This window comes from Gordonia sp. NPDC003429 (genome assembly GCF_053588575.1).
This window is the reverse complement of record NZ_JBSFQF010000002.1, coordinates 174,018-191,617: the sequence shown is the minus strand read 5'-3', so window position 1 is coordinate 191,617 and position 17,600 is coordinate 174,018. Positions and strand designations below refer to the sequence as shown.

Annotated in this window: 17 protein-coding genes and 4 tRNA genes; 12 read left to right on the top strand and 9 right to left on the bottom strand. The window is 67.0% G+C overall.

Annotation, left to right across the window (positions count from 1 at the left end):
• Positions 1 to 17: 17 nt before the first annotated feature.
• The 4 genes from ACWDSI_RS04590 to ACWDSI_RS04575 form a co-directional block, all read right to left on the bottom strand.
• Entirely contained in the window at positions 18 to 575 is a 558-nt protein-coding gene (locus ACWDSI_RS04590) for an HIT family protein (RefSeq protein WP_449755796.1), read from the bottom strand.
• Complete coding sequence (thrS, locus tag ACWDSI_RS04585) at positions 568 to 2,625, bottom strand: threonine--tRNA ligase (RefSeq protein ID WP_449755795.1); 2,058 nt, start codon at positions 2,623 to 2,625, stop codon at positions 568 to 570. The genes ACWDSI_RS04590 and thrS overlap by 8 nt, the downstream gene beginning before the upstream one ends.
• A gap of 93 nt (positions 2,626 to 2,718) precedes the next feature.
• Entirely contained in the window at positions 2,719 to 3,132 is a 414-nt protein-coding gene (locus ACWDSI_RS04580) for a TIGR02611 family protein (protein ID WP_449755794.1), read from the bottom strand.
• A complete protein-coding gene (locus ACWDSI_RS04575) occupies positions 3,071 to 4,606 on the bottom strand; it encodes a glycosyltransferase 87 family protein (protein WP_449755793.1) in 1,536 nt (511 codons plus the stop codon). The genes ACWDSI_RS04580 and ACWDSI_RS04575 overlap by 62 nt, the downstream gene beginning before the upstream one ends.
• A 173-nt stretch (positions 4,607 to 4,779) precedes the next feature.
• Here ACWDSI_RS04575 and ACWDSI_RS04570 point away from each other — a divergent pair, with 173 nt between their 5' ends.
• On the top strand, positions 4,780 to 5,367 hold the full coding sequence (locus ACWDSI_RS04570) for a recombinase family protein (protein ID WP_449746482.1): 588 nt from the start codon (positions 4,780 to 4,782) through the stop codon (positions 5,365 to 5,367).
• On the top strand, positions 5,364 to 5,639 hold the full coding sequence (locus tag ACWDSI_RS04565) for a hypothetical protein (RefSeq protein ID WP_449746483.1): 276 nt from the start codon (positions 5,364 to 5,366) through the stop codon (positions 5,637 to 5,639). Before ACWDSI_RS04570 ends, ACWDSI_RS04565 begins: the two co-directional genes overlap by 4 nt.
• A 22-nt stretch (positions 5,640 to 5,661) precedes the next feature.
• On the opposite strand, the gene ACWDSI_RS04560 is transcribed toward ACWDSI_RS04565, so the two are convergent.
• Together ACWDSI_RS04560 and ACWDSI_RS04555 are read right to left on the bottom strand one after the other, a co-directional pair.
• Positions 5,662 to 7,086 carry a carboxylesterase/lipase family protein gene (locus ACWDSI_RS04560; protein ID WP_449755792.1) on the bottom strand — a complete coding sequence of 475 codons (1,425 nt, stop codon included), beginning with the start codon at positions 7,084 to 7,086 and terminating at the stop codon, positions 5,662 to 5,664.
• 89 nt (positions 7,087 to 7,175) lie between these two features.
• A tRNA-Val gene (locus ACWDSI_RS04555) sits at positions 7,176 to 7,250 on the bottom strand.
• Positions 7,251 to 7,483: 233 nt separating this feature from the next.
• Here ACWDSI_RS04555 and ACWDSI_RS04550 point away from each other — a divergent pair.
• From ACWDSI_RS04550 to ACWDSI_RS04525, 6 genes are all read left to right on the top strand, one after another.
• Positions 7,484 to 7,556 (top strand) — tRNA-Gly (locus ACWDSI_RS04550).
• 22 nt (positions 7,557 to 7,578) lie between these two features.
• Positions 7,579 to 7,652, top strand: a tRNA-Cys gene (locus tag ACWDSI_RS04545).
• Positions 7,653 to 7,669: 17 nt separating this feature from the next.
• A tRNA-Val gene (locus tag ACWDSI_RS04540) sits at positions 7,670 to 7,744 on the top strand.
• Between the two features lie 95 nt (positions 7,745 to 7,839).
• Positions 7,840 to 9,498: a DUF222 domain-containing protein gene (locus tag ACWDSI_RS04535; protein WP_449755791.1), complete on the top strand. Its 1,659-nt coding sequence runs from the start codon at positions 7,840 to 7,842 to the stop codon at positions 9,496 to 9,498.
• Positions 9,499 to 9,580: 82 nt separating this feature from the next.
• Positions 9,581 to 9,790: a hypothetical protein gene (locus ACWDSI_RS04530; protein ID WP_449748263.1), complete on the top strand. Its 210-nt coding sequence runs from the start codon at positions 9,581 to 9,583 to the stop codon at positions 9,788 to 9,790.
• Positions 9,791 to 10,000: 210 nt separating this feature from the next.
• Positions 10,001 to 10,546 carry a GNAT family N-acetyltransferase gene (locus ACWDSI_RS04525; RefSeq protein ID WP_449755876.1) on the top strand — a complete coding sequence of 182 codons (546 nt, stop codon included), beginning with the start codon at positions 10,001 to 10,003 and terminating at the stop codon, positions 10,544 to 10,546.
• Positions 10,547 to 10,561: 15 nt separating this feature from the next.
• On the opposite strand, the gene ACWDSI_RS04520 is transcribed toward ACWDSI_RS04525, so the two are convergent.
• Positions 10,562 to 11,524: an alpha/beta hydrolase gene (locus ACWDSI_RS04520; protein WP_449748350.1), complete on the bottom strand. Its 963-nt coding sequence runs from the start codon at positions 11,522 to 11,524 to the stop codon at positions 10,562 to 10,564.
• 272 nt (positions 11,525 to 11,796) lie between these two features.
• Positions 11,797 to 12,810: a cell division protein ZapE gene (zapE, locus tag ACWDSI_RS04515; RefSeq protein ID WP_449755790.1), complete on the bottom strand. Its 1,014-nt coding sequence runs from the start codon at positions 12,808 to 12,810 to the stop codon at positions 11,797 to 11,799.
• A 35-nt stretch (positions 12,811 to 12,845) separates the two neighbouring features.
• On the opposite strand from zapE, the gene ACWDSI_RS04510 reads away from it, so the two are divergent.
• The 4 genes from ACWDSI_RS04510 to msrB are packed head-to-tail and all read left to right on the top strand — an operon-like array spanning position 12,846 to position 17,019.
• The gene (locus ACWDSI_RS04510) at positions 12,846 to 13,595 is read left to right on the top strand and encodes a dihydrofolate reductase family protein (protein ID WP_449748265.1); all 750 of its coding nucleotides are present in this window, start codon (positions 12,846 to 12,848) and stop codon (positions 13,593 to 13,595) included.
• Between the two features lie 14 nt (positions 13,596 to 13,609).
• Positions 13,610 to 15,217, top strand: coding sequence for an alpha/beta hydrolase (locus ACWDSI_RS04505; RefSeq protein WP_449755789.1), 1,608 nt, complete (start codon positions 13,610 to 13,612; stop codon positions 15,215 to 15,217).
• A gap of 59 nt (positions 15,218 to 15,276) precedes the next feature.
• Positions 15,277 to 16,536 carry a glycosyltransferase family 87 protein gene (locus ACWDSI_RS04500; RefSeq protein WP_449748267.1) on the top strand — a complete coding sequence of 420 codons (1,260 nt, stop codon included), beginning with the start codon at positions 15,277 to 15,279 and terminating at the stop codon, positions 16,534 to 16,536.
• A gap of 42 nt (positions 16,537 to 16,578) precedes the next feature.
• A complete protein-coding gene (gene msrB, locus ACWDSI_RS04495) occupies positions 16,579 to 17,019 on the top strand; it encodes a peptide-methionine (R)-S-oxide reductase MsrB (protein WP_449748268.1) in 441 nt (146 codons plus the stop codon).
• A 27-nt stretch (positions 17,020 to 17,046) separates the two neighbouring features.
• Here the strand turns inward: msrB and ACWDSI_RS04490 are convergent, their stop codons facing one another.
• Complete coding sequence (locus ACWDSI_RS04490) at positions 17,047 to 17,556, bottom strand: DUF1942 domain-containing protein (protein ID WP_449755788.1); 510 nt, start codon at positions 17,554 to 17,556, stop codon at positions 17,047 to 17,049.
• Positions 17,557 to 17,600 lie beyond the last annotated feature (44 nt).

The following is a 17,600-nucleotide window of genomic DNA, read 5'->3' as shown; positions in this document are numbered from 1 at the left end:
GAACCGGATGACCCGGTTCAGTCATCGAGCCGGCGCCAGGCGTCGGCCAGCAGTGCGCGGGTGTCGCGCAGCAACTGTGGCATGACCTTCGTCTCCCCGACAACCGTGATGAAGTTGGCGTCGCCCACCCAGCGCGGCACGATGTGCTGATGCAGGTGCTCGGCGAGCGAGCCGCCCGCCGCATACCCCAGGTTCAGGCCGACATTGAATGCGTTGGGGTTCGAGACCGTCTTGATGGTGCGGATCATGCGCTGGGTGAATGCCATCAGCTCTGCCGATTCTTCGGCGGTGAGCGCCTCGAGATCGGCCACCTGCCGGTACGGCACGATCATGGTGTGGCCCGGGTTGTACGGGTACAGGTTGAGCACCGCGTACACCGACGACCCACGAGCGACGATGAGACCGTCCTCGTCCCTCATCGTGGGGATATCGAGAAACGGATGGCCCGTCGAGGTCGCCGACGAGGGCGGCGGGTCGGCGGTGATGTAGGTCATCCGGTGCGGACTCCACAGCCGCTGCAACCGGTCGGCGTCACCGGTGCCACAGTCGCGGATCTCCTGTCCACCTTCAGGCATGACCGACACTCTCCACGAGTTCCTTGGTGGGCGACTCGTTGCGCCGCGAGCGCACCCAGTCGTCGATGATGTCGACGGCCCGCTCCACCGGCACCCCATTGACCTGGGTGCCGTCGCGGAACCGGAAGCTCACCGCCGCGGCCTCGACGTCCCGTTCACCGGCGAGCAGCATGAACGGCACCTTGCCGGTCGTGTGGGTGCGGATCTTCTTCTGCATCCGGTCGTCGGAGTAGTCGACCTCGGCGCGGATGCCGCGGGCCTTGAGTTGTGCGGCGACGTCGCCCAGATGGTCGGCGAAGGCGTCGGCCACCGGGATTCCGACCACCTGCACCGGCGACAACCAGGCCGGGAAGGCGCCCGCGTAATGCTCGGTGAGCACGCCGAAGAAGCGTTCGATGGAGCCGAACAGTGCGCGGTGGATCATCACCGGGCGGTGCTTGGCCCCGTCGGCGCCGGTGTACTCCAGGCCGAAACGCTCGGGCAGATTGAAGTCGAGCTGGATCGTGGACATCTGCCACGTACGGCCGAGCGCATCCTTGACCTGCACCGAGATCTTGGGTCCGTAGAAGGCGGCACCGCCCGGATCGGGCACGAGGTTCAGACCGGATTCCCCGGCGACCTCGGCCAGCGTCTCGGTGGCGATCCGCCACGACTCGTCGTCGCCGACGAACTTGTCGGGGTCCTTGGTGGACAGTTCCAGGTAGAAGTCGTCGAGACCGTAATCGGAGAGCAAGTCGAGTACGAACGTCAGCAGCGACCTGAGTTCGTCGCGCATCTGTTCGGTGGTGCAGTAGATGTGGGCGTCGTCCTGGGTCATCCCACGCACACGCGTCAGCCCGTGGATCACACCCGACTTCTCGTACCGGTAGACCGTGCCGAACTCGAACAGGCGCAACGGCAGCTCGCGATAGGACCGACCCCGCGCCCCGAAGATCAGGTTGTGCATCGGACAGTTCATCGGTTTGAGGTAGTAGTCCTGTGCCGGTTTACGCACGGTGCCGTCGTCGTTGTACTCGGCGTCGAGTTGCATCGGCGGGAACATGCCGTCGGCGTACCAGTCGAGGTGACCGGACACCTCGTACAGATGGCTCTTGGTGATGTGCGGCGTGTTGACGAACTCATACCCCGCCTCGGTGTGGCGCCGCCGGGAGTAGTCCTCCATCTCCTTGCGGATGACGCCGCCCTTGGGATGAAACACCGGCAGGCCCGACCCGAGCTCGTCGGGGAAACTGAACAGGTCGAGTTCGGCGCCGAGTCTGCGGTGATCGCGTCGCTCGGCCTCGGCGAGCAGTTCCAGGTAGTCATCCTGGGCCTCCTGCGATTCCCAGGCGGTGCCATAGATGCGCTGCAGGTCGGCGTTGTCCTGGTTGCCGCGCCAGTAGGCGGCGGAGCTGCGGGTGAGCTTGAACGCCGCGATGTACTTCGTGGTGGGCACGTGCGGGCCGCGGCACAGATCGCACCAGATGCGTTCCCCGGTACGGGGATTGAGGTTGTCATAGGCGGTGAGTTCGGCGCCGCCGACCTCCATCACCTCGTTGTCGTCGACGGCACCCTTGTCGTCGATCAGTTCGAGCTTGAACGGTTCGTCGGCGAGTTCCATCTTCGCCTCGTCCTTCGACGCATACACCCGCCGCGAGAACCGCTGACCCGATTTGATGATCTGTTTCATCTTCTTCTCGAGGGCGGTGATGTCCTCGGGGGTGAACGGCTCGTCGACGGCGAAGTCGTAGTAGAAACCATCCTTGATGGGCGGACCGATACCGAGCTTCGCGTCGGGGAACAGGTCCTGCACCGCCTGGGCCAGAACGTGCGCGGTGGAATGCCGGATCACGCTGCGGCCGGCCTCGGTGTCGGCGGCGACCGGTTCGACGTCGGTGTCGAGTTCGGGTGCCCACGACAGATCACGGAGCTGCCCGGCGGCGTCGCGCACCACCACGATCGCTCCCGGCCCCTTGTTGGGGACGTCGTGCTCACGCAGCGCGGTGCCCGCGGTGGTCCCGGCCGGCACACGGATCGTGGCTGGGCTGGTCACCATGACATCGTCGGGCACTTCGTCGCTCCTCGCGGTCAGCGGACGCGTTTCGGCGCCCGCGGAAATGTGATCGTGCACGTCGATCGTATCGGGGTACCTGGGCGCCACACGTCAGAGGATGGGGCTCCTGGTCCATTCGGCGTCGACGTGGAACCAGCCGGCCACGGTGCCGAACACACCGAGCACCCAGAGCGAGGCGAGAATTACCGCACACGTCGCCACGCCGAACACACCCTGCACCGACCAGTGGCGCTGTCGCATCCAGTCCACCCAGGCGTCGTACTTGGCACGGGCGAACCGCAGCAGCCGATGTGCCCAGTCGAACTCCGACGCGAGGATGCCCAATCCGAGGAAGACGATGAGCCATCCGGGTCCCGGGTAAGGAATGGCGACGATGCCGCCGGCCAGCACCATTGCGCCGACGACGCCTACCACGATCCGATAGGCGAGGTTCAGCCGCCGATCACGCCGGATGATGTACCGACGTTGCCTGCTCCACACCCGAGCCCTGCTGTAGGCGGTCACCGGTGGCTCCGTTCTGCGATCGATCGTCTGCGGTTCCGGCGTCGGTGGTTACGGCGTCGGTGGGGTCGGCCCCATCGCGGACGGTCACCTCAGGATACGGGTCGTCGGTGCGGTGCCGGGGCGCAGCGGAGCGACGTTCGCGGCGGTCGGCGAGCAGGGTGGTCACGATCGTGAGCAGCAGGATCAGCGGGTAGCACCCGGCGTAGACGATCACCGCGATGCGGTCGAGGACGCCCGGGTGGGGCCAGCGCGGCATCATGAACAGGCCGAGAGCGATGGCGTGGTCGGCGGCGTAGTGCGGGCCGGAATCCCACCAGTTCCACCAGTAGGTGAAGCACAGCGCCACGATGGTCGACGGCGCCAGCCACCGCCACCAGTAACGGCGACCGCGGACCGCGCCGCGATAGGCGAAGTCGAAGGCAACCACAAGCAGCGGCACCACCCACACCCAGTGGTGCCCCCACGAGAAGGGCGACACGGTGGCACCGGTCATGCCGACGATGCTCACCGCGAGCAGTTCCCGGCCACGCCGATGCGCCACCACCGCAGCCCACAGTCCCAGCGCCGCCGCCACCAGGGCGACCGGCACCCACAGCCAGGTCGGCGCTTCGAACACCGGGCCGCCGGGGCCCGGATGGGCGAAGCGGCGGATGTCGAAGTAGGCGAGCATCTGCGAGATGAAGCCGTTGACCGACTGGTTTGCGGGTGAATCCACCCGGCCCACCCGGGATGACCCGGTCACGTAAATCATCCAGTAGTCCCGTGCGTCACGGGGTATCACGAGCAGTCCGAGCGCCACGGTCGCGGCGAAGGCGAGCGCGGCGGTGGCCGCGGCGCGCCAGCGCCGCAGGACCAGCAGATACACCAGGAAGAACCCCGGGGTGAGTTTGAGTCCGGCGGCGAGGCCCACACCGATGCCGCGCAGCTTCGAGTTCGGCGACGGAAGGTCGAGAAATACCAGGTCGGCGAGCACCAGGAACATCAGGAACACGTTGATCTGACCTAGCCAGATGGTGGTGCGCACCGGTTCGAGTGCGGTGGTGCAGATCGCGGCCGCCAGCGCAAAGAGCGCGAGCCGACGGTCGATCCGATACCCCAAGCTGCGCATGCCGAGAAGCACGGTCAGCACAAGTGCTGCGTAGATCGCTGCCCACCAGGTCACCTTCGCGGCCACCGCGCTGACCGCGGCGATCGGCGTGAACACCAGCGCGGAGAACGGCGGATAGGTGAAGTCCAAGTCCGCGAGGACGGGGTGTTCGTAGAGGAGTCGGCCGTCGAGCACCGTTCGCCCGCCCGCGCGGTAGACATACAGGTCGTTGGCGTTGTGGAACAACCCGTAGAACGGGTTGCCGATCGGGATGGCGTAGATCTGCCACACGATCACCGCCACGGCCAACACGCCGACCGCCGCCACCGCGCGCCACCCGATGACGGTTGCCATCACCCCTTCGCGGGGCATGGGAGCGTGTGGCATGGGCTCACGGTACGCGCGACATTGCGCAGGTCAGAAACCGAATCGCCGTCGGCGAACCCGACTGGATTTCGGAATACCGGCAAACACCGCATACACCCCCATCCCGTGGATGTCTCAATACCCACCTTGAGCCTTGTTCGTTTCGCGACACATTTATGCGATACAGTTCTGAGATGCCCGCGGATCACGATGCAGCGTCGACAAATGTGCTGCTCGGCTACGCGAGAGCACATGCGCAGCGTGATCTTGTATCTCAAATCAATGATCTCGTAAGTGTTCACGTCGATGCGAAACGCGTCTACACCGACATCACCGCCCCCGGAGTCGATGATCGGCGGCCCGGCCTTGACGCGTTGCTCGACTATGCGCGGCCCGGAGACACCGTGGTCATGACCGGCATCGACCGGCTGGGACGGAGCATCGGGGAAGTTCTCGACACGGCCCGTGTGCTCGGCGAGCGCAGGATCGGGGTGCGAACGATCCGTGAGCGACTCGACACCGACGATCCCGCGGGCGCGCTGATCGTCGGCGTGCTCGCCTCGCTGGGCGTGTTGGAGCGCGAACACCACGTGGCGAACGCTGGTCGCGGACATCGTGGTGCCCGGTCGCTGGGGCGCCCTCGCGCGTTGTCCGCCGACCAGGTGGAACTCGCAAAACGTATGCGCGACAACGGTGATCCGGTACCCCGGATCGCCGAGACGCTCGGCGTGAGCCGGGCAACCCTGTATCGCACCCTCGCAGAAAGGTCGTCCCGTTCATGACGACAGGTAGTCCACGGGTCGTCCCGTTTCGGAAGGCCGATCCCGTCGCCGTTCCGGCCGGGGCGGCGATCACCGACGAGTCCCTCGACCCCCAGTCATTTCAAAGCGGGTTCGATGATGCGTCGGCCCACCTCTCGTCGATGCCGACGGCGTGGGCGTCACACCACGCCTCGACGACGCTGGCCACCCTTCCGATTCCGCAGGCCGACGACAGTTATGCCCGCGGATACCGGGCTGCGCTCTACGGCCATCTGCGACACTCGTCGCGCTGATCGCCGACAGCGGGCGCCACGGTCAGCCGAATTGGCGGATCTCGCCGGTGGGGAGATGCGCCGGCCAGCCCGGGTCGCCGACGGTCGCGAAACGGATCCACGCGCCGTGCATCTCGTCGGCGATGCGCTGTGGTGGATGAGGGCCGGTCAGCCCATGGGCGTCGGCCAGATGATCGAACACGAACGGGATCTCGACGGCGTGGCCGGCACGGATGTCTGCTTGCGGACTTCGGTACCCGAACTCGTAGAGGTACGTGCTCCGCTCGGGGCGTGATTGGGCGATGGCCCGGGTCGGTGCGGAGAAGACACGGGCCGTCAACGCCTCGCTGACCACGTCTCCCGGGGTCGCCCCGGAGTCGAGCCGGCTCCGCAGGAACTCCGACGCGGCCGGGGTGCGGCCGAGTAAACCAGCAGCAGCCTCCTCGGTGACCGCGTCCGCACCACCCGACGCGGCGAGGAAGAAGCGGAACTCGTCGGCGTTCCAACCGGCCAGCAGTGGGATGTGAGCCCCGGCACCGGCCGCGATCGCCTCAGAGGGCAACGACGGCAGCACCTCACCGTCGACGACCGGGAACTGCGACATGATCCCCAGACCACGTGTCGCCACCGAGACGCCCCAGCGTCGGGGATCGGGGTTCAGCATCATCTCCAGCGCAACCTGTGACTGCGCGCTCAGGAGGGTCTCGCCGGGAACTCCACCAAAATCCGCGGCGGTCGCGTCGACCCCGAGAATCTCGGCCATGCGCGCCGTCACGTTGCGCGCGTCGGCCGGATCGCTCGCCGCCAGGCCGTTGCCGCTCTGCATGATCACGCGATGAAACAACCCGGTGGACAAGGGCGAGGCGAGCAATGTCGCAATGCTCATCGCCCCGGCCGATTCGCCGAAGACGGTCACGTTGTCTGGGTCACCGCCGAAGGCAGCGATGTGGTCGGCCACCCAGCGCAACGCGGCGAGCTGATCGAGCACACCGCGGTTCTCGGGCGCACCGTCGATCGACGCGAAACCGGCTGTGCCCAAACGGTAGTTGATCCCGACGCAGACCACGCCGTCGCGCGCGAAGGTGTTGCCGGCGTAGATCGGGACGCGATTCGAACCGCGGGTGAACGCACCACCATGAATCCACACCATCACCGGCAATCCGCGGGCCGCTGGATCCGGCGTCCACACGTTGAGGTTCAGGTAGTCGTCACCGAGTTCGATCACGTTGTCGAGAAGTGCCGCGATCGGCGCCGGGTACGGGATCTGAGGCGCGGTCGGGCCGTAGTCGGTGGCCGGGCGAACGCCGTCCCACGCCGGCGTCGGCGCAGGTGCAGCGAAAGCCGCCTCCCCCACCGGTGGTGCGGCATAAGGAATTCCGAGGTAACTGGCGACCCCGTCCACGATGCGACCGGCCACCCGGCCGCCCGCGACGATCACCACAGGAGCTTCGATGGAGACGCGCGTCACGGATGTGGACGTTACGCTTTGTCGGACCGATCCGGGCCGCGGATCCGAGACTTGCCGGCGATGGGCTGCGAAGCGCTGCAACAGCGCCGTGGTGGTCCCGGCTGGGATCGAACCAGCGACCTCCCCGGTGTGAACGGGACGCTCTTCCACTGAGCCACGGGACCGCGCGTGGCGCCTCACGGCGCCGGTGCACGAGGGAGAAGATTACACGTGTGGTGCCGCGGAACCAAAATCGCCCCGCAGGCCCCGCGCGGCACCGGTCACCTGGACTCCGACGTCGTTGTTGACCCGAAACGTGGCACTGACCTGGCGATTTGGTATCCGACCGATGCGTCGGATAGTGTTCACAATCGCTTCGTGAGCAACAAATGGTCCACAAGATCAGCTCACGATGCATGCGGATGTAGCGCAGCTGGTAGCGCATCACCTTGCCAAGGTGAGGGTCGCGGGTTCGAATCCCGTCATCCGCTCGGCGCGAGTCGACTCGCATCTGGTGGTGTGGCCGAGTGGTGAGGCAACGGCCTGCAAAGCCGTGTACACGGGTTCGATTCCCGTCGCCACCTCCACCACCAACTCCATACTCGCGCGATTAGCTCAGCGGGAGAGCGCTTCCCTGACACGGAAGAGGTCACTGGTTCAATCCCAGTATCGCGCACCACTGTTTTCGCAGGTCAGGCCCGGTATCCGCCGGGCCTTTCTTGTTGTCGTGCAACCCTGGGCCTATTTGTCGGTACCCGAATGTATGTTCTAAGTATGCCCGACGAAGTCCCGCTCTACCCGTCCCCTGCAGACCCGCCCCCTGCGGACCCACAACCTGCAGGCCCGACGCCCGCCGGCACCGCCCGCGCCGCGGCCGGACGCGGCGCCGTGGAGACCCTGCTCGCCCAACTCGCCGACGACGAGCGGCACTACGCTCCGGAGCTGATCGAGATTCTGGTCAGCTCCAATGCGGTCCGGTCCTCCGCCGATTACCGCATTCTGCAGGCCGCGAGCCTATTGCACGAAGAACGCGAGGCCGATTACCTCGAACGCGTCCACCAGGTCGTCGGCGACGGACGATTCACCGACCCGGCGGAACTCGAGGCCCATGTGCGCGGACTCGTGCGCGAGGGAATCACACCCCAGGAGCGCTACGGCCCCGACGGCCTCGAAGCAGCCATCTGCGAGGTCGGCGCCGCACTCACCGTTGCGCCCGGGCGCGCCCGCGAGATCATCATCGCCGGGTCCGCCATGCGGTATCGCCTGCCCGATGTGGGGCTCGCACTGGCGATCGGGCGCATCGATTTGCAGCGAATGCTCGACGTGGTCGCGCGCACCAGTCTGGTCGACGACGACCACATTGCCGATCTCGACACCGCACTGTCCGAGGCAATCATGTCCCGAGAGCCCATGTCCACCACGCGGTTTCGCACCATGATCGATGCCACCATCGCCGCGATCGATCCCGATGCCCTCGTCCGTCGCCGCCGCTCCGTCGAGGAGGACCGGCACATCTCGATCCGGCCCGACCGCGCAACGTTCGGACAGTCACGAGTGTCCGGCAGCCTCGCGAGCGAAGCGGCAGCCGCCGTCGATTCCCGTCTCGACGCGATGGCCGCGGCGGTGCACACCAAAGGCGACGGTCGCACCAAGAAGCAATTGCGGGCCGACGCACTTCTCGCTCTCGCGCGGGGCGAACAGAGCATCGCGTGCACGTGTGACGAATGCCGGGCGACCCCCACCACGGCCGGCCCCGAGATCGCGCCGACCGGCATCGCCGCGCAGCCGGTCACTCCCGCGCCTCGCCCGACGTTTCACATCGTGGTGAACCTGTCCACCCTTCTCGGCCTCGACGAGACGCCGGGGTTCATCGACGGTCAGGGGCTCATCGATGCCGCAACGGCGCGCGATCTCCTTCGCGAAGCCAAGCGGAGCTACATCAACCCCGGACATGAGGAGCAAGCGCGGCAAGCCTTCACCTATGAGGTGCCCCGGAAACTGCGCGCCCTGGTGAGTGCCGGTGAACTCTGCTGCACTTTTCCCGGATGCACCAACCCCGCGTGGCGATCGGACATGGACCACACCGAACCCTTCGACCACCGCAACCCTGCCGCGGGCGGAACCACCACACGCCGAAACATCAAGCCACTCTGTAGAATCCACCATCGGGCAAAAACTCACGGCGTGGGCTGGCAGGATCGTCAGACAGCCCTCGGCGAGGTGTTCTTCAGAACGCCCGGCGGGTACGTGTTCGCCGGCAACTCCTTCACCGGAAGCGACCTGTTCACGTCGCTACGAATGGGTGAGAAGCCTCCCGATCACCCCGGCCGCCGGCGAATAGATTCGCTCCGGGCCCGCCGGGCCGCCAAGATCACCCGCATCGCCGAGCGGGCCGAAGAAACGTGGAACCGCGAGAACCCACCACCGTTCTGACACCTACGGCGGTGGCACGACGCACCGGCACATCGCGGGAGCCTGCACCGTAGACACCCCACCGGACGGCATAGTGGGTGCCATGAACATCGACTACCGGCCCGGGAGCTTCGCCGTGCGCGACGCCACCGGCGACACCCAACGGTTCGACGGCGACCGATTCAAATGGCAGATCACCGACGGCCTCCTCGTGGTCAGCATGACCACCACCGACACCCGCAGCGCCGTCCCCTACGAGGTGAGTGAGATACGCGAGATCTACTCCGGCTCCTGGCGGCTGCAGCTGGAATGAGCACCACTCGCGGCCGCAGAGCCCACCCGCCCTCGACCCGCTGCCCGAGAACTAGACTGAATTCATGAACACCCCCTTGATGCCCGGCTGCGACAACCCCGACTGCACCTGCGGGCCTGACTGCAAGTGCGGCGAGAACTGCACCTGCGGCAAGAAGTAGTGCCAGAGGCCACCTCCCCCGGCGCCGGAACAGCACCGGCCACCGGGTCGCTGACTCTCGCCCTGGTGTCCGACCCGTCGCTCGCCCCCGCGATCGCCGACGTCGCGGCCGCCACCTTTCCGCTCGCCTGTCCCCCGCATTCCGAGCCGGCCGACGTCGCGGCCTTCATCCGCGAGCACCTCTCCGAGCCGGTGTTCGCCGGCTACATCGCCAGCGACGAGAGCGACGTGATCGTGGCCCGCGACGACGTCGGCACCATCATCGGGTACACGCTTGTACACCACCGGCCACCCGCCGACACCGATGTCGCCGCGGTCATCACCGACCGCCCGGCATCGGAGGTGTCCAAGATGTATGTACTGCCCGATCATCACGCCCGCGGCCGCACCGACCCACCGTCGCATCTCCTCATGCGCGCGGCCGTCGAGCGCGCCGCAGACCGCGGCAGCGCCGTCATATGGCTCGGCGTGAACCAGGAAAACGCACGGGCGCAACGCTTTTACGAAAAGATGGGCTTCCGGCGCGTCGGCGTCAAGTCATTCGACCTCAACGGCAACATCGAGCATGACTTCGTGCTCGCCATGTCTTTGCGCTGACCACGCCCGAGCCGTTCAGCGGGCGGGCACATCCAACGCGCGGGCCAGCGTGGGCCACGCCTTGTGAAGGTCGATGTTCCAGTAGCCCCACGAGTGCAGACCCTCGCGGAAGTCGTAGGTGATCGGAACGCCGGCGCTGTCGGCACGCTTCTTGAACTCCTGAGTGCAGTGCAGCGCCGCACCCTCGAGCGCACCACCGACGGGAGAGGCGATTCCCGCGACTCCCAGCCGCAGGTCCGGCAGTCCGTTACCCACCGCCACATACATCGGCTTGCCCTTGAGCGCCGCGATGTGCTCGGCGGGATCGTGTGCGGCCCAGGTCTTGTCGTCGACGGGCCCCCACATGTTGTCCGGATTTCCACCTCGGGTCTGCACGGTGGCCGCCGTGGCCTGTCGCAGTTCGGGCGTGCCCTGATCGAGGCAGCCGCTGAATGCCGCGACGCCCGCGTACATTTCGGGATGGCGCACCGCGATCGACATCGCCCCGAGCGCGCCCATCGACACCCCGCCGATCGCGTTGACACCGGTGGTGGTGAACCGCTCGTCAATCAACGGAGGGAGTTCCTTGGTGAGGAAGGTCTCCCACATGTTGGTCCTCAGCACCGGATCGGTGCGGACCCAGTCGGTGTAGTACGACCCGGTCCCACCGATCGGAAGCACCACGTTGACGGGCTTGTCGGCCATGAACTTGACGATGTCGGTCTGGAACGTCCAGCCGCTTTGCGTGTAGTTGGTGTACACACCCCCGTCGATCCCATCGAGGAGATACAACGTCGGACGCGGATGCGACCGGTCCGCGGGAAGCAGAACGGTCACGGTGACCTGCCGGCGCATCGCGGGCGAGAACACGCTGACCTGAGCCCGCGTCGGACTCTGCATCACGACCTTGTCGATACGAGCGCCGCCGGCCGCGGCTACGCCCGCACCGGGTACCGCCGAGGCGGGCGTAGCCCCGCCGACCAGCACAGCAACGAACATTGCCGCGGACACCACGGCAACCACCACAGACTTCTGCACCAAATCCCCCACGGATAATGGACATCAACTTGCGTCCCTTTGACACGGTCTACGCCGCCGTGCGCGACCGGATGCACACCAGTACATCACGTCGAGATTACATCTGTACTCCAAACGCGACATTCGCGTATGCCCATGGCGACCGCCCCGTGCCGCAACCGTGACCGACACCGGTCACCGCAGCCCGGCAGCCCGGATTCGCCGACAGGAGGTGGCGGGTCAGACGGTGGCGGTCAGACGGTGGAATCGGCGAAGCGCGACAGCGCGAGCAACCGCGACGTGGCCCGCAGGTACTTCTTGCGGTAGCCGCCGGCGAGCATCTCGTCGGTGAAGATCTCGTCGAGTTTGCTCCCCGACACCGTCACCGGGATGTCCGCGTCGTACAGGCGGTCGGCGAACACGACGAGACGTAGCGCCACGGACTGGTCGTCTGCCGGATGAACCCCGCGGATGCACACCAGGGAAACCCCGTCGACGAGGTCTTTGTATTTCGACGGATGCATCTTGCTCAGGTGCCCACACAACTCGTCGAAATCGTCGAGTGTCGCGTTCGGGGTGGACTCGGCGATCTCGACGAGTTCGTCGTCCGATTTGGGCTCCGGCGCGGGCGGGAGGTCGCGGTGGCGGTAGTCGGGTCCGTCGACGCGGACCGTCTCGAACACCGACGCCAGTTTCCGGATCTCCCGTAAGAAGTCCTGTGCGGCGAACCGGCCCTCGCCGAGTTGTCCGGGCAGCGTGTTCGAGGTCGCGGCGATCGACACGCCCCGCTCGGTGAGCTCGCTGAGCAGCCGTGAGATCAGCATGGTGTCGCCCGGGTCGTCGAGCTCGAACTCATCGATGCACAGCACACTGTGCTCCGAGAGCCGCTCCACCGCCTGCATGAACCCCAGTGCACCCACCAGATGCGTCACCTCGACGAACGTCGCGAAGGATTTCGGCGCGGGCATGGCGTGATAGATCGAGGCGAGCAGATGCGTCTTGCCGACGCCGAAGCCGCCGTCGAGATAGAGTCCGATGCCCTGTTTGGGCTGCTTGCGGGAGAAGAGGCCCTTCTTGCCGTTGCGGCTCTTGGCGGCACGCTCGACGAAATCACGCGCGGCTGCCACCGCCTGGGACTGCGTAGGCTCGTTCGGGTCGGGGATGTAGCTGTCGAAGCTCACCTCGTCGAACGTCGCGGGCGGCACCATTTCGTCGATCAACGCGTCGGGAGAAACGACCGGATTGCGGTCGACGAGACTGGCCACCATATGGGGAGCCTAGCCACAGCGGTTCGGAGGACGAGATGCTCTACGTGCAGAAAGCGACCCAGGTCACATTTTCCCAGGACGAGGCGACCGACTACCTCGCCGACCTGTACGCCTATCCGGAGCCGACGGCAGGCGCGTGGGTCCGCGCCAACATGATCGCCACCATCGACGGCGCAGCGTCGGTGGACGGCACATCGGGCGGACTCGGCGGTGACGGTGACAAGACTCTGTTCACCGTCCTGCGCGGCCTCGCCGACGTGGTCCTGGTGGGCGCGCGAACCGCCATCGCCGAGAACTACCGGCAACCCTCCCCCGATTCGTCCTTCGCCGAACGCCGCGCCGCGGCCGGGCAGGCACCCGCCCCCGCACTGGCGCTGGTGTCCCGATCGTTGTCGATCGATCCCGCCTATCCCCCGTTGCGTGGTCCCGGCACCACCGTCCTCACCTGCTCGGCCGCCGATCCGCAACGCCGGTCCGTCCTCGCCGACGCCGGCGCAAGCCTCGTCGACTGCGGCGACGAGACCGTCGACTTCCGGCTCGTGGTCGAGCACCTCGCCGCGGCGGGACAACCACGCATCCTGTGCGAGGGCGGTCCGAGTCTGCTCGGCTCACTCATCGCCGTCGACGCGCTCGACGAACTGTGCCTGACCACCAGTCCGTACGTGGCCGGCGGTGACGCCGGGCGCGTCGCCGCCAGCGCCGGGTCGGGGTCACTGCACGCACTGCGTGCCGCCCACGTGCTCACCGACGACGACGGCTATGTCTTCAGCCGCTGGACCCGTTGACTACGCTCGCCCTCATGCGAGGAGCGCGACGCGGCCACCGAGGGTCCGAGACGACTCGACCGACCCGCCGCCTCACCGTCATCGGGCTGAGCGCGGCGACCACCGCGCTGCTCTTGTCGTCCTGCGCCGTCGGCCCGGACACGGGGCCCGGACTCGTCCCGGCGGGTGAGGGCGGCGGGCAGGCGCCGGCCTCGTCGAGTGCACCGCCGCAGATCCCCGCACTGGAGACGCCGCGCGATGATCTCGACTGGCGAGAGTGCGGCTCCACCCTCGCGTCGGACTACTCCACCGACAAGCCGTCCGGGGTGACCCTGGAATGCGCCAGCCTCCAATCGCCGATCGACCCCGATCGCCCCGACGACACCATCGACATCGCACTCACCCGCGCCCGCACCGCCACCACCCCCGCGGATGCCGCTCCGCTGGTCCTGACGTCGGGCGCCGACATGCCCTCGTCGCGCACCCTGCTGCTGCTGGCATCCGGGCCGGGGCGGCAATTGCTGTCCACCCACCCGGTGGTGGCGGTGGATCGCCGCGGCATCCCACAGAGCAGCCCACTGGACTGTCTGGTCCGGGAGGATCGCACCACGATCGCCAACAACGGACTCCCCGCGGCCACACAGTCGGCCCGCATCAGCCGCCTGGTCACGGCCGCGACGTCGTCCGCGGACGGCTGCACCGAGACGCTCACACCCAACCAGTTGCAGTTCGGTGTCGCCGGTGCCGCGTCGGATCTCGAGACGCTCCGAAAGAAGTGGGGAGTCTCGCGGCTGGGCCTCATCGGCGTCGGTGAGGGCACCGACGTGGTGATCGCCTACACCGCGCAGTACGGCGGGCGCACCGGGCGCATCATCCTCGACACCCCAACCCCGTTCGGTGCCAATGCGCGCGACACCGGCGCGACGGAGGCCACCGGGGTGCAGGCCGCCCTGCGGACCTTTGCGCAGCGGTGCGCGGCACTGCCCGGATGCGCTTTCGGCGCCAACGGCCAGGCGACGATGGGCAGCGTGCTGACGAAGGGACGCGCCGGAACCCTCGGTGGCGGCCTGTCGGACACCGAAGCGCTCGCCGCGATCACCACCGCGCTGGCACTGGCCCCGAACGATCCCTCCGCGGTGACCAGGGTGGCGGCCGCGATCGCGGCCGCCGACAGCGGGAACACCGCGCCACTGGCCGCCTATTCGGCGACCGCCGGATCACTGCGGCTGACCGACGGACAGATCGTCGCCGCCTGCAACGACATGACCGGCCCCGTGGGCCAGAACGAGATCTCCGGGCTCATCGATTCGTGGACCAAACAGAACCCGCTGACTGGGGCCAACAGCGCGCTGGCCCTGGCACGGTGCACCGGCTGGGCGGCCGCCACACCGGTCAATCCGCCCAGTTCCTTCCCGGTACCCCCGCTGGTCTTGAACAGCACCGGCGATCCCGTCAACGGCGGCGCGGGCGCCGCAACACTGGATTCGCTGTTCGCCAAGTCGGGCACGCAGCCGACGACGGTGACCTGGGAAGGACTGGGCTACTCGGTGGTCGCGCGTAGCGCATGCGCCGCCGACGTCGTCGCCGACTATGTGCGCGCCGCTCCGCTGACCGGGCCGTCCGAACGGGGTTGCCCAGCCTGACCGGCAGCACCCCGGGGGTTCTGCGCAGGATCTGCGGCGCCGCGTAGTACGGTTCGCGGGTGGCAGTTCTCGACAGGTATCTGTACCCACAGATGAGCGTGACGCGCATCGTTCCGCTGGTGTTGTGGCCGCTGACCATCCTGACGATCGTGCACCGCTCACTGATTCTGGCGGTCAACGGTGATCGCACCGACGATTTCGCGCCGGTCTACCAGGCCGCGCTGGCATTTCTGAACCGCCAGCCGGTCTACAACGAGAACCTCAACACCGTCGACCCCCACTACCTCTACCCCCCGTCGGGCACCCTGCTGATGGCACCTCTGGCCGTCATCGATCCCGAACGGTCGCGCTGGCTGTTCATCATCGCCAGTGTGCTGGCGCTGCTCGTGTGTGGGTACCTCATCACGCGGCTGTTCGGTTTCTCCGCGCGGTCGTGGGTGTTGCCCGTGGTGCTGTTCTTCTTCTTCAGCACCGAGACCGTCGCCCACACCCTGATCTTCACGAACTTCAATTCGTTTGTGCTGCTGGGGATGTTGGCCTTCATGATGCTGATGATGCGCCGCCACGACTGGTGGGCGGGAGTGCCCATCGGGCTGACCCTGGCGATCAAACCGGTGCTGGCCCCGCTGCTGTTGCTGCCGTTGCTCAACCGGCAGTGGCGCGTGCTGGTGACCGCGATCGTGGTGCCGCTCGTGCTGATGGTGGTGGCCTGGCCGCTGTCCAACGATCCGGGCCGATTCATCTCCCACACGCTGCCCTATCTGGGTGAGGCCCGGGACTACTACAACAGCTCCATCGCCGGCAACGGTGCCTACTTCGGCGTGGCGCCCTGGCTCGTGGTGCTGCTGCGGATCGCCTTCACCCTGATGGCCGTCTTCTCACTGTGGTTCCTGTACCGCTACTACCGGACAACCAACGAGTTGCTGTGGCTCACCACGTCGTCGGGAGTGCTGCTGTGCACCACGTTCCTGGTGGGATCGCTGGGTCAGGGCTACTACTCGATGCTGTTGTTCCCGCTGCTGATGACCGTGCTGCTGCCCGGATCCACGGTGCGCAACTGGCCTGCCTGGCTGGGCGTGTACGGCTGCATGACCTTCGACTCGTTCTACTCCGAACGCTGGCAGGCCTTCGGCTGGATGCTCGAGTACAACAAGGTCACCTGGGGCTGGTCGCTGCTGATGATCGCGGTGTTCTGTTCGCTGCTGTTCCGCTACCTCGACATCCGGCAGCTCGGATCCGCGGCCACACCGCAGCGGGCACCCACCGACAGCATCGACGACGCCGAACCCGCCACCTCGCCGGTCACCACCGCCGGCTGACCGAACCTGGCGCCCCATCGCGCCCGCTCGTACGGTGGAGAAATGACCTCCGACACCACCGGCAACGAGACCTCCACTCCTGCCGACTTGGCCGACCTGACCGACGAGCAGTGGAAGCAGCGGCTGACGCCCGCCGAGTACCGGGTGCTCCGCAAGGCGGGCACCGAAGCGCCCTTCGCCGGCGAATACACCGACACCACCGCCGTCGGCGTCTACCGCTGCCGCGCCTGCGGCGCCGAACTGTTCCGCAGCCAGCAGAAGTTCGAGTCCCACTGCGGCTGGCCGTCGTTCTTCTCCCCGCTGGCCGGCGACGCCGTGATCGAACGCTCCGACGACTCGATGGGTATGCGCCGCACCGAGGTACTCTGCGCCAACTGCGGGAGCCACCTCGGTCACGTCTTCGAGGGCGAGGGCTACGACACCCCGACCGACCTGCGGTACTGCATCAACTCGATCAGTCTGCGACTGGAAGAACAGACGTAAATCCGGCGCCGACGACGTTCGCGCGCTCTAATCCCACTGGGCGAGCCGTTTGCTCACCGGCCCTTCCAAGGCCACCGAGGTGATCGTCTGCCCCTCAGGAACGTCGAAAGCAACTGCGCCCGTGGCCGTCTGGCCCGCCTCCAGGGCGTCCGGCTCGAGTGACCCATCCACGGTGCCGAGTGATCCCTCGACGTACTGACCCGTGTTGGTGGTGGCCGACAGATACGCCGGATTGACCGTCCACGTTCCCTCAGTGGTCTGGACGGTCACCATCACCGAGTACAGGACACCGTCGACGCTCGCCCATTCGGTCGCCTTTGCCGGCGTCGGCGCCGACACCGTCACCCGCGCCGCATCCTCCTGATAGGTCAGATCCACAGCGGTGCCGAAGGCGAACGTCTTCGTTGTATCGGCCTCGACATTCACAGACCCGGAGGCCTGGGTTGCCGAGGAATCCGTGTCTGCGCAGCCCGCGAGCAGTCCGGTGGCACCGGTGACAGCGACGCAGACGGCGATGATGCGGGTCCGGTACCTCATGCTTCGAGCCTCCTTGTCGCGGCCACATGCCCGGCCCGCGACAA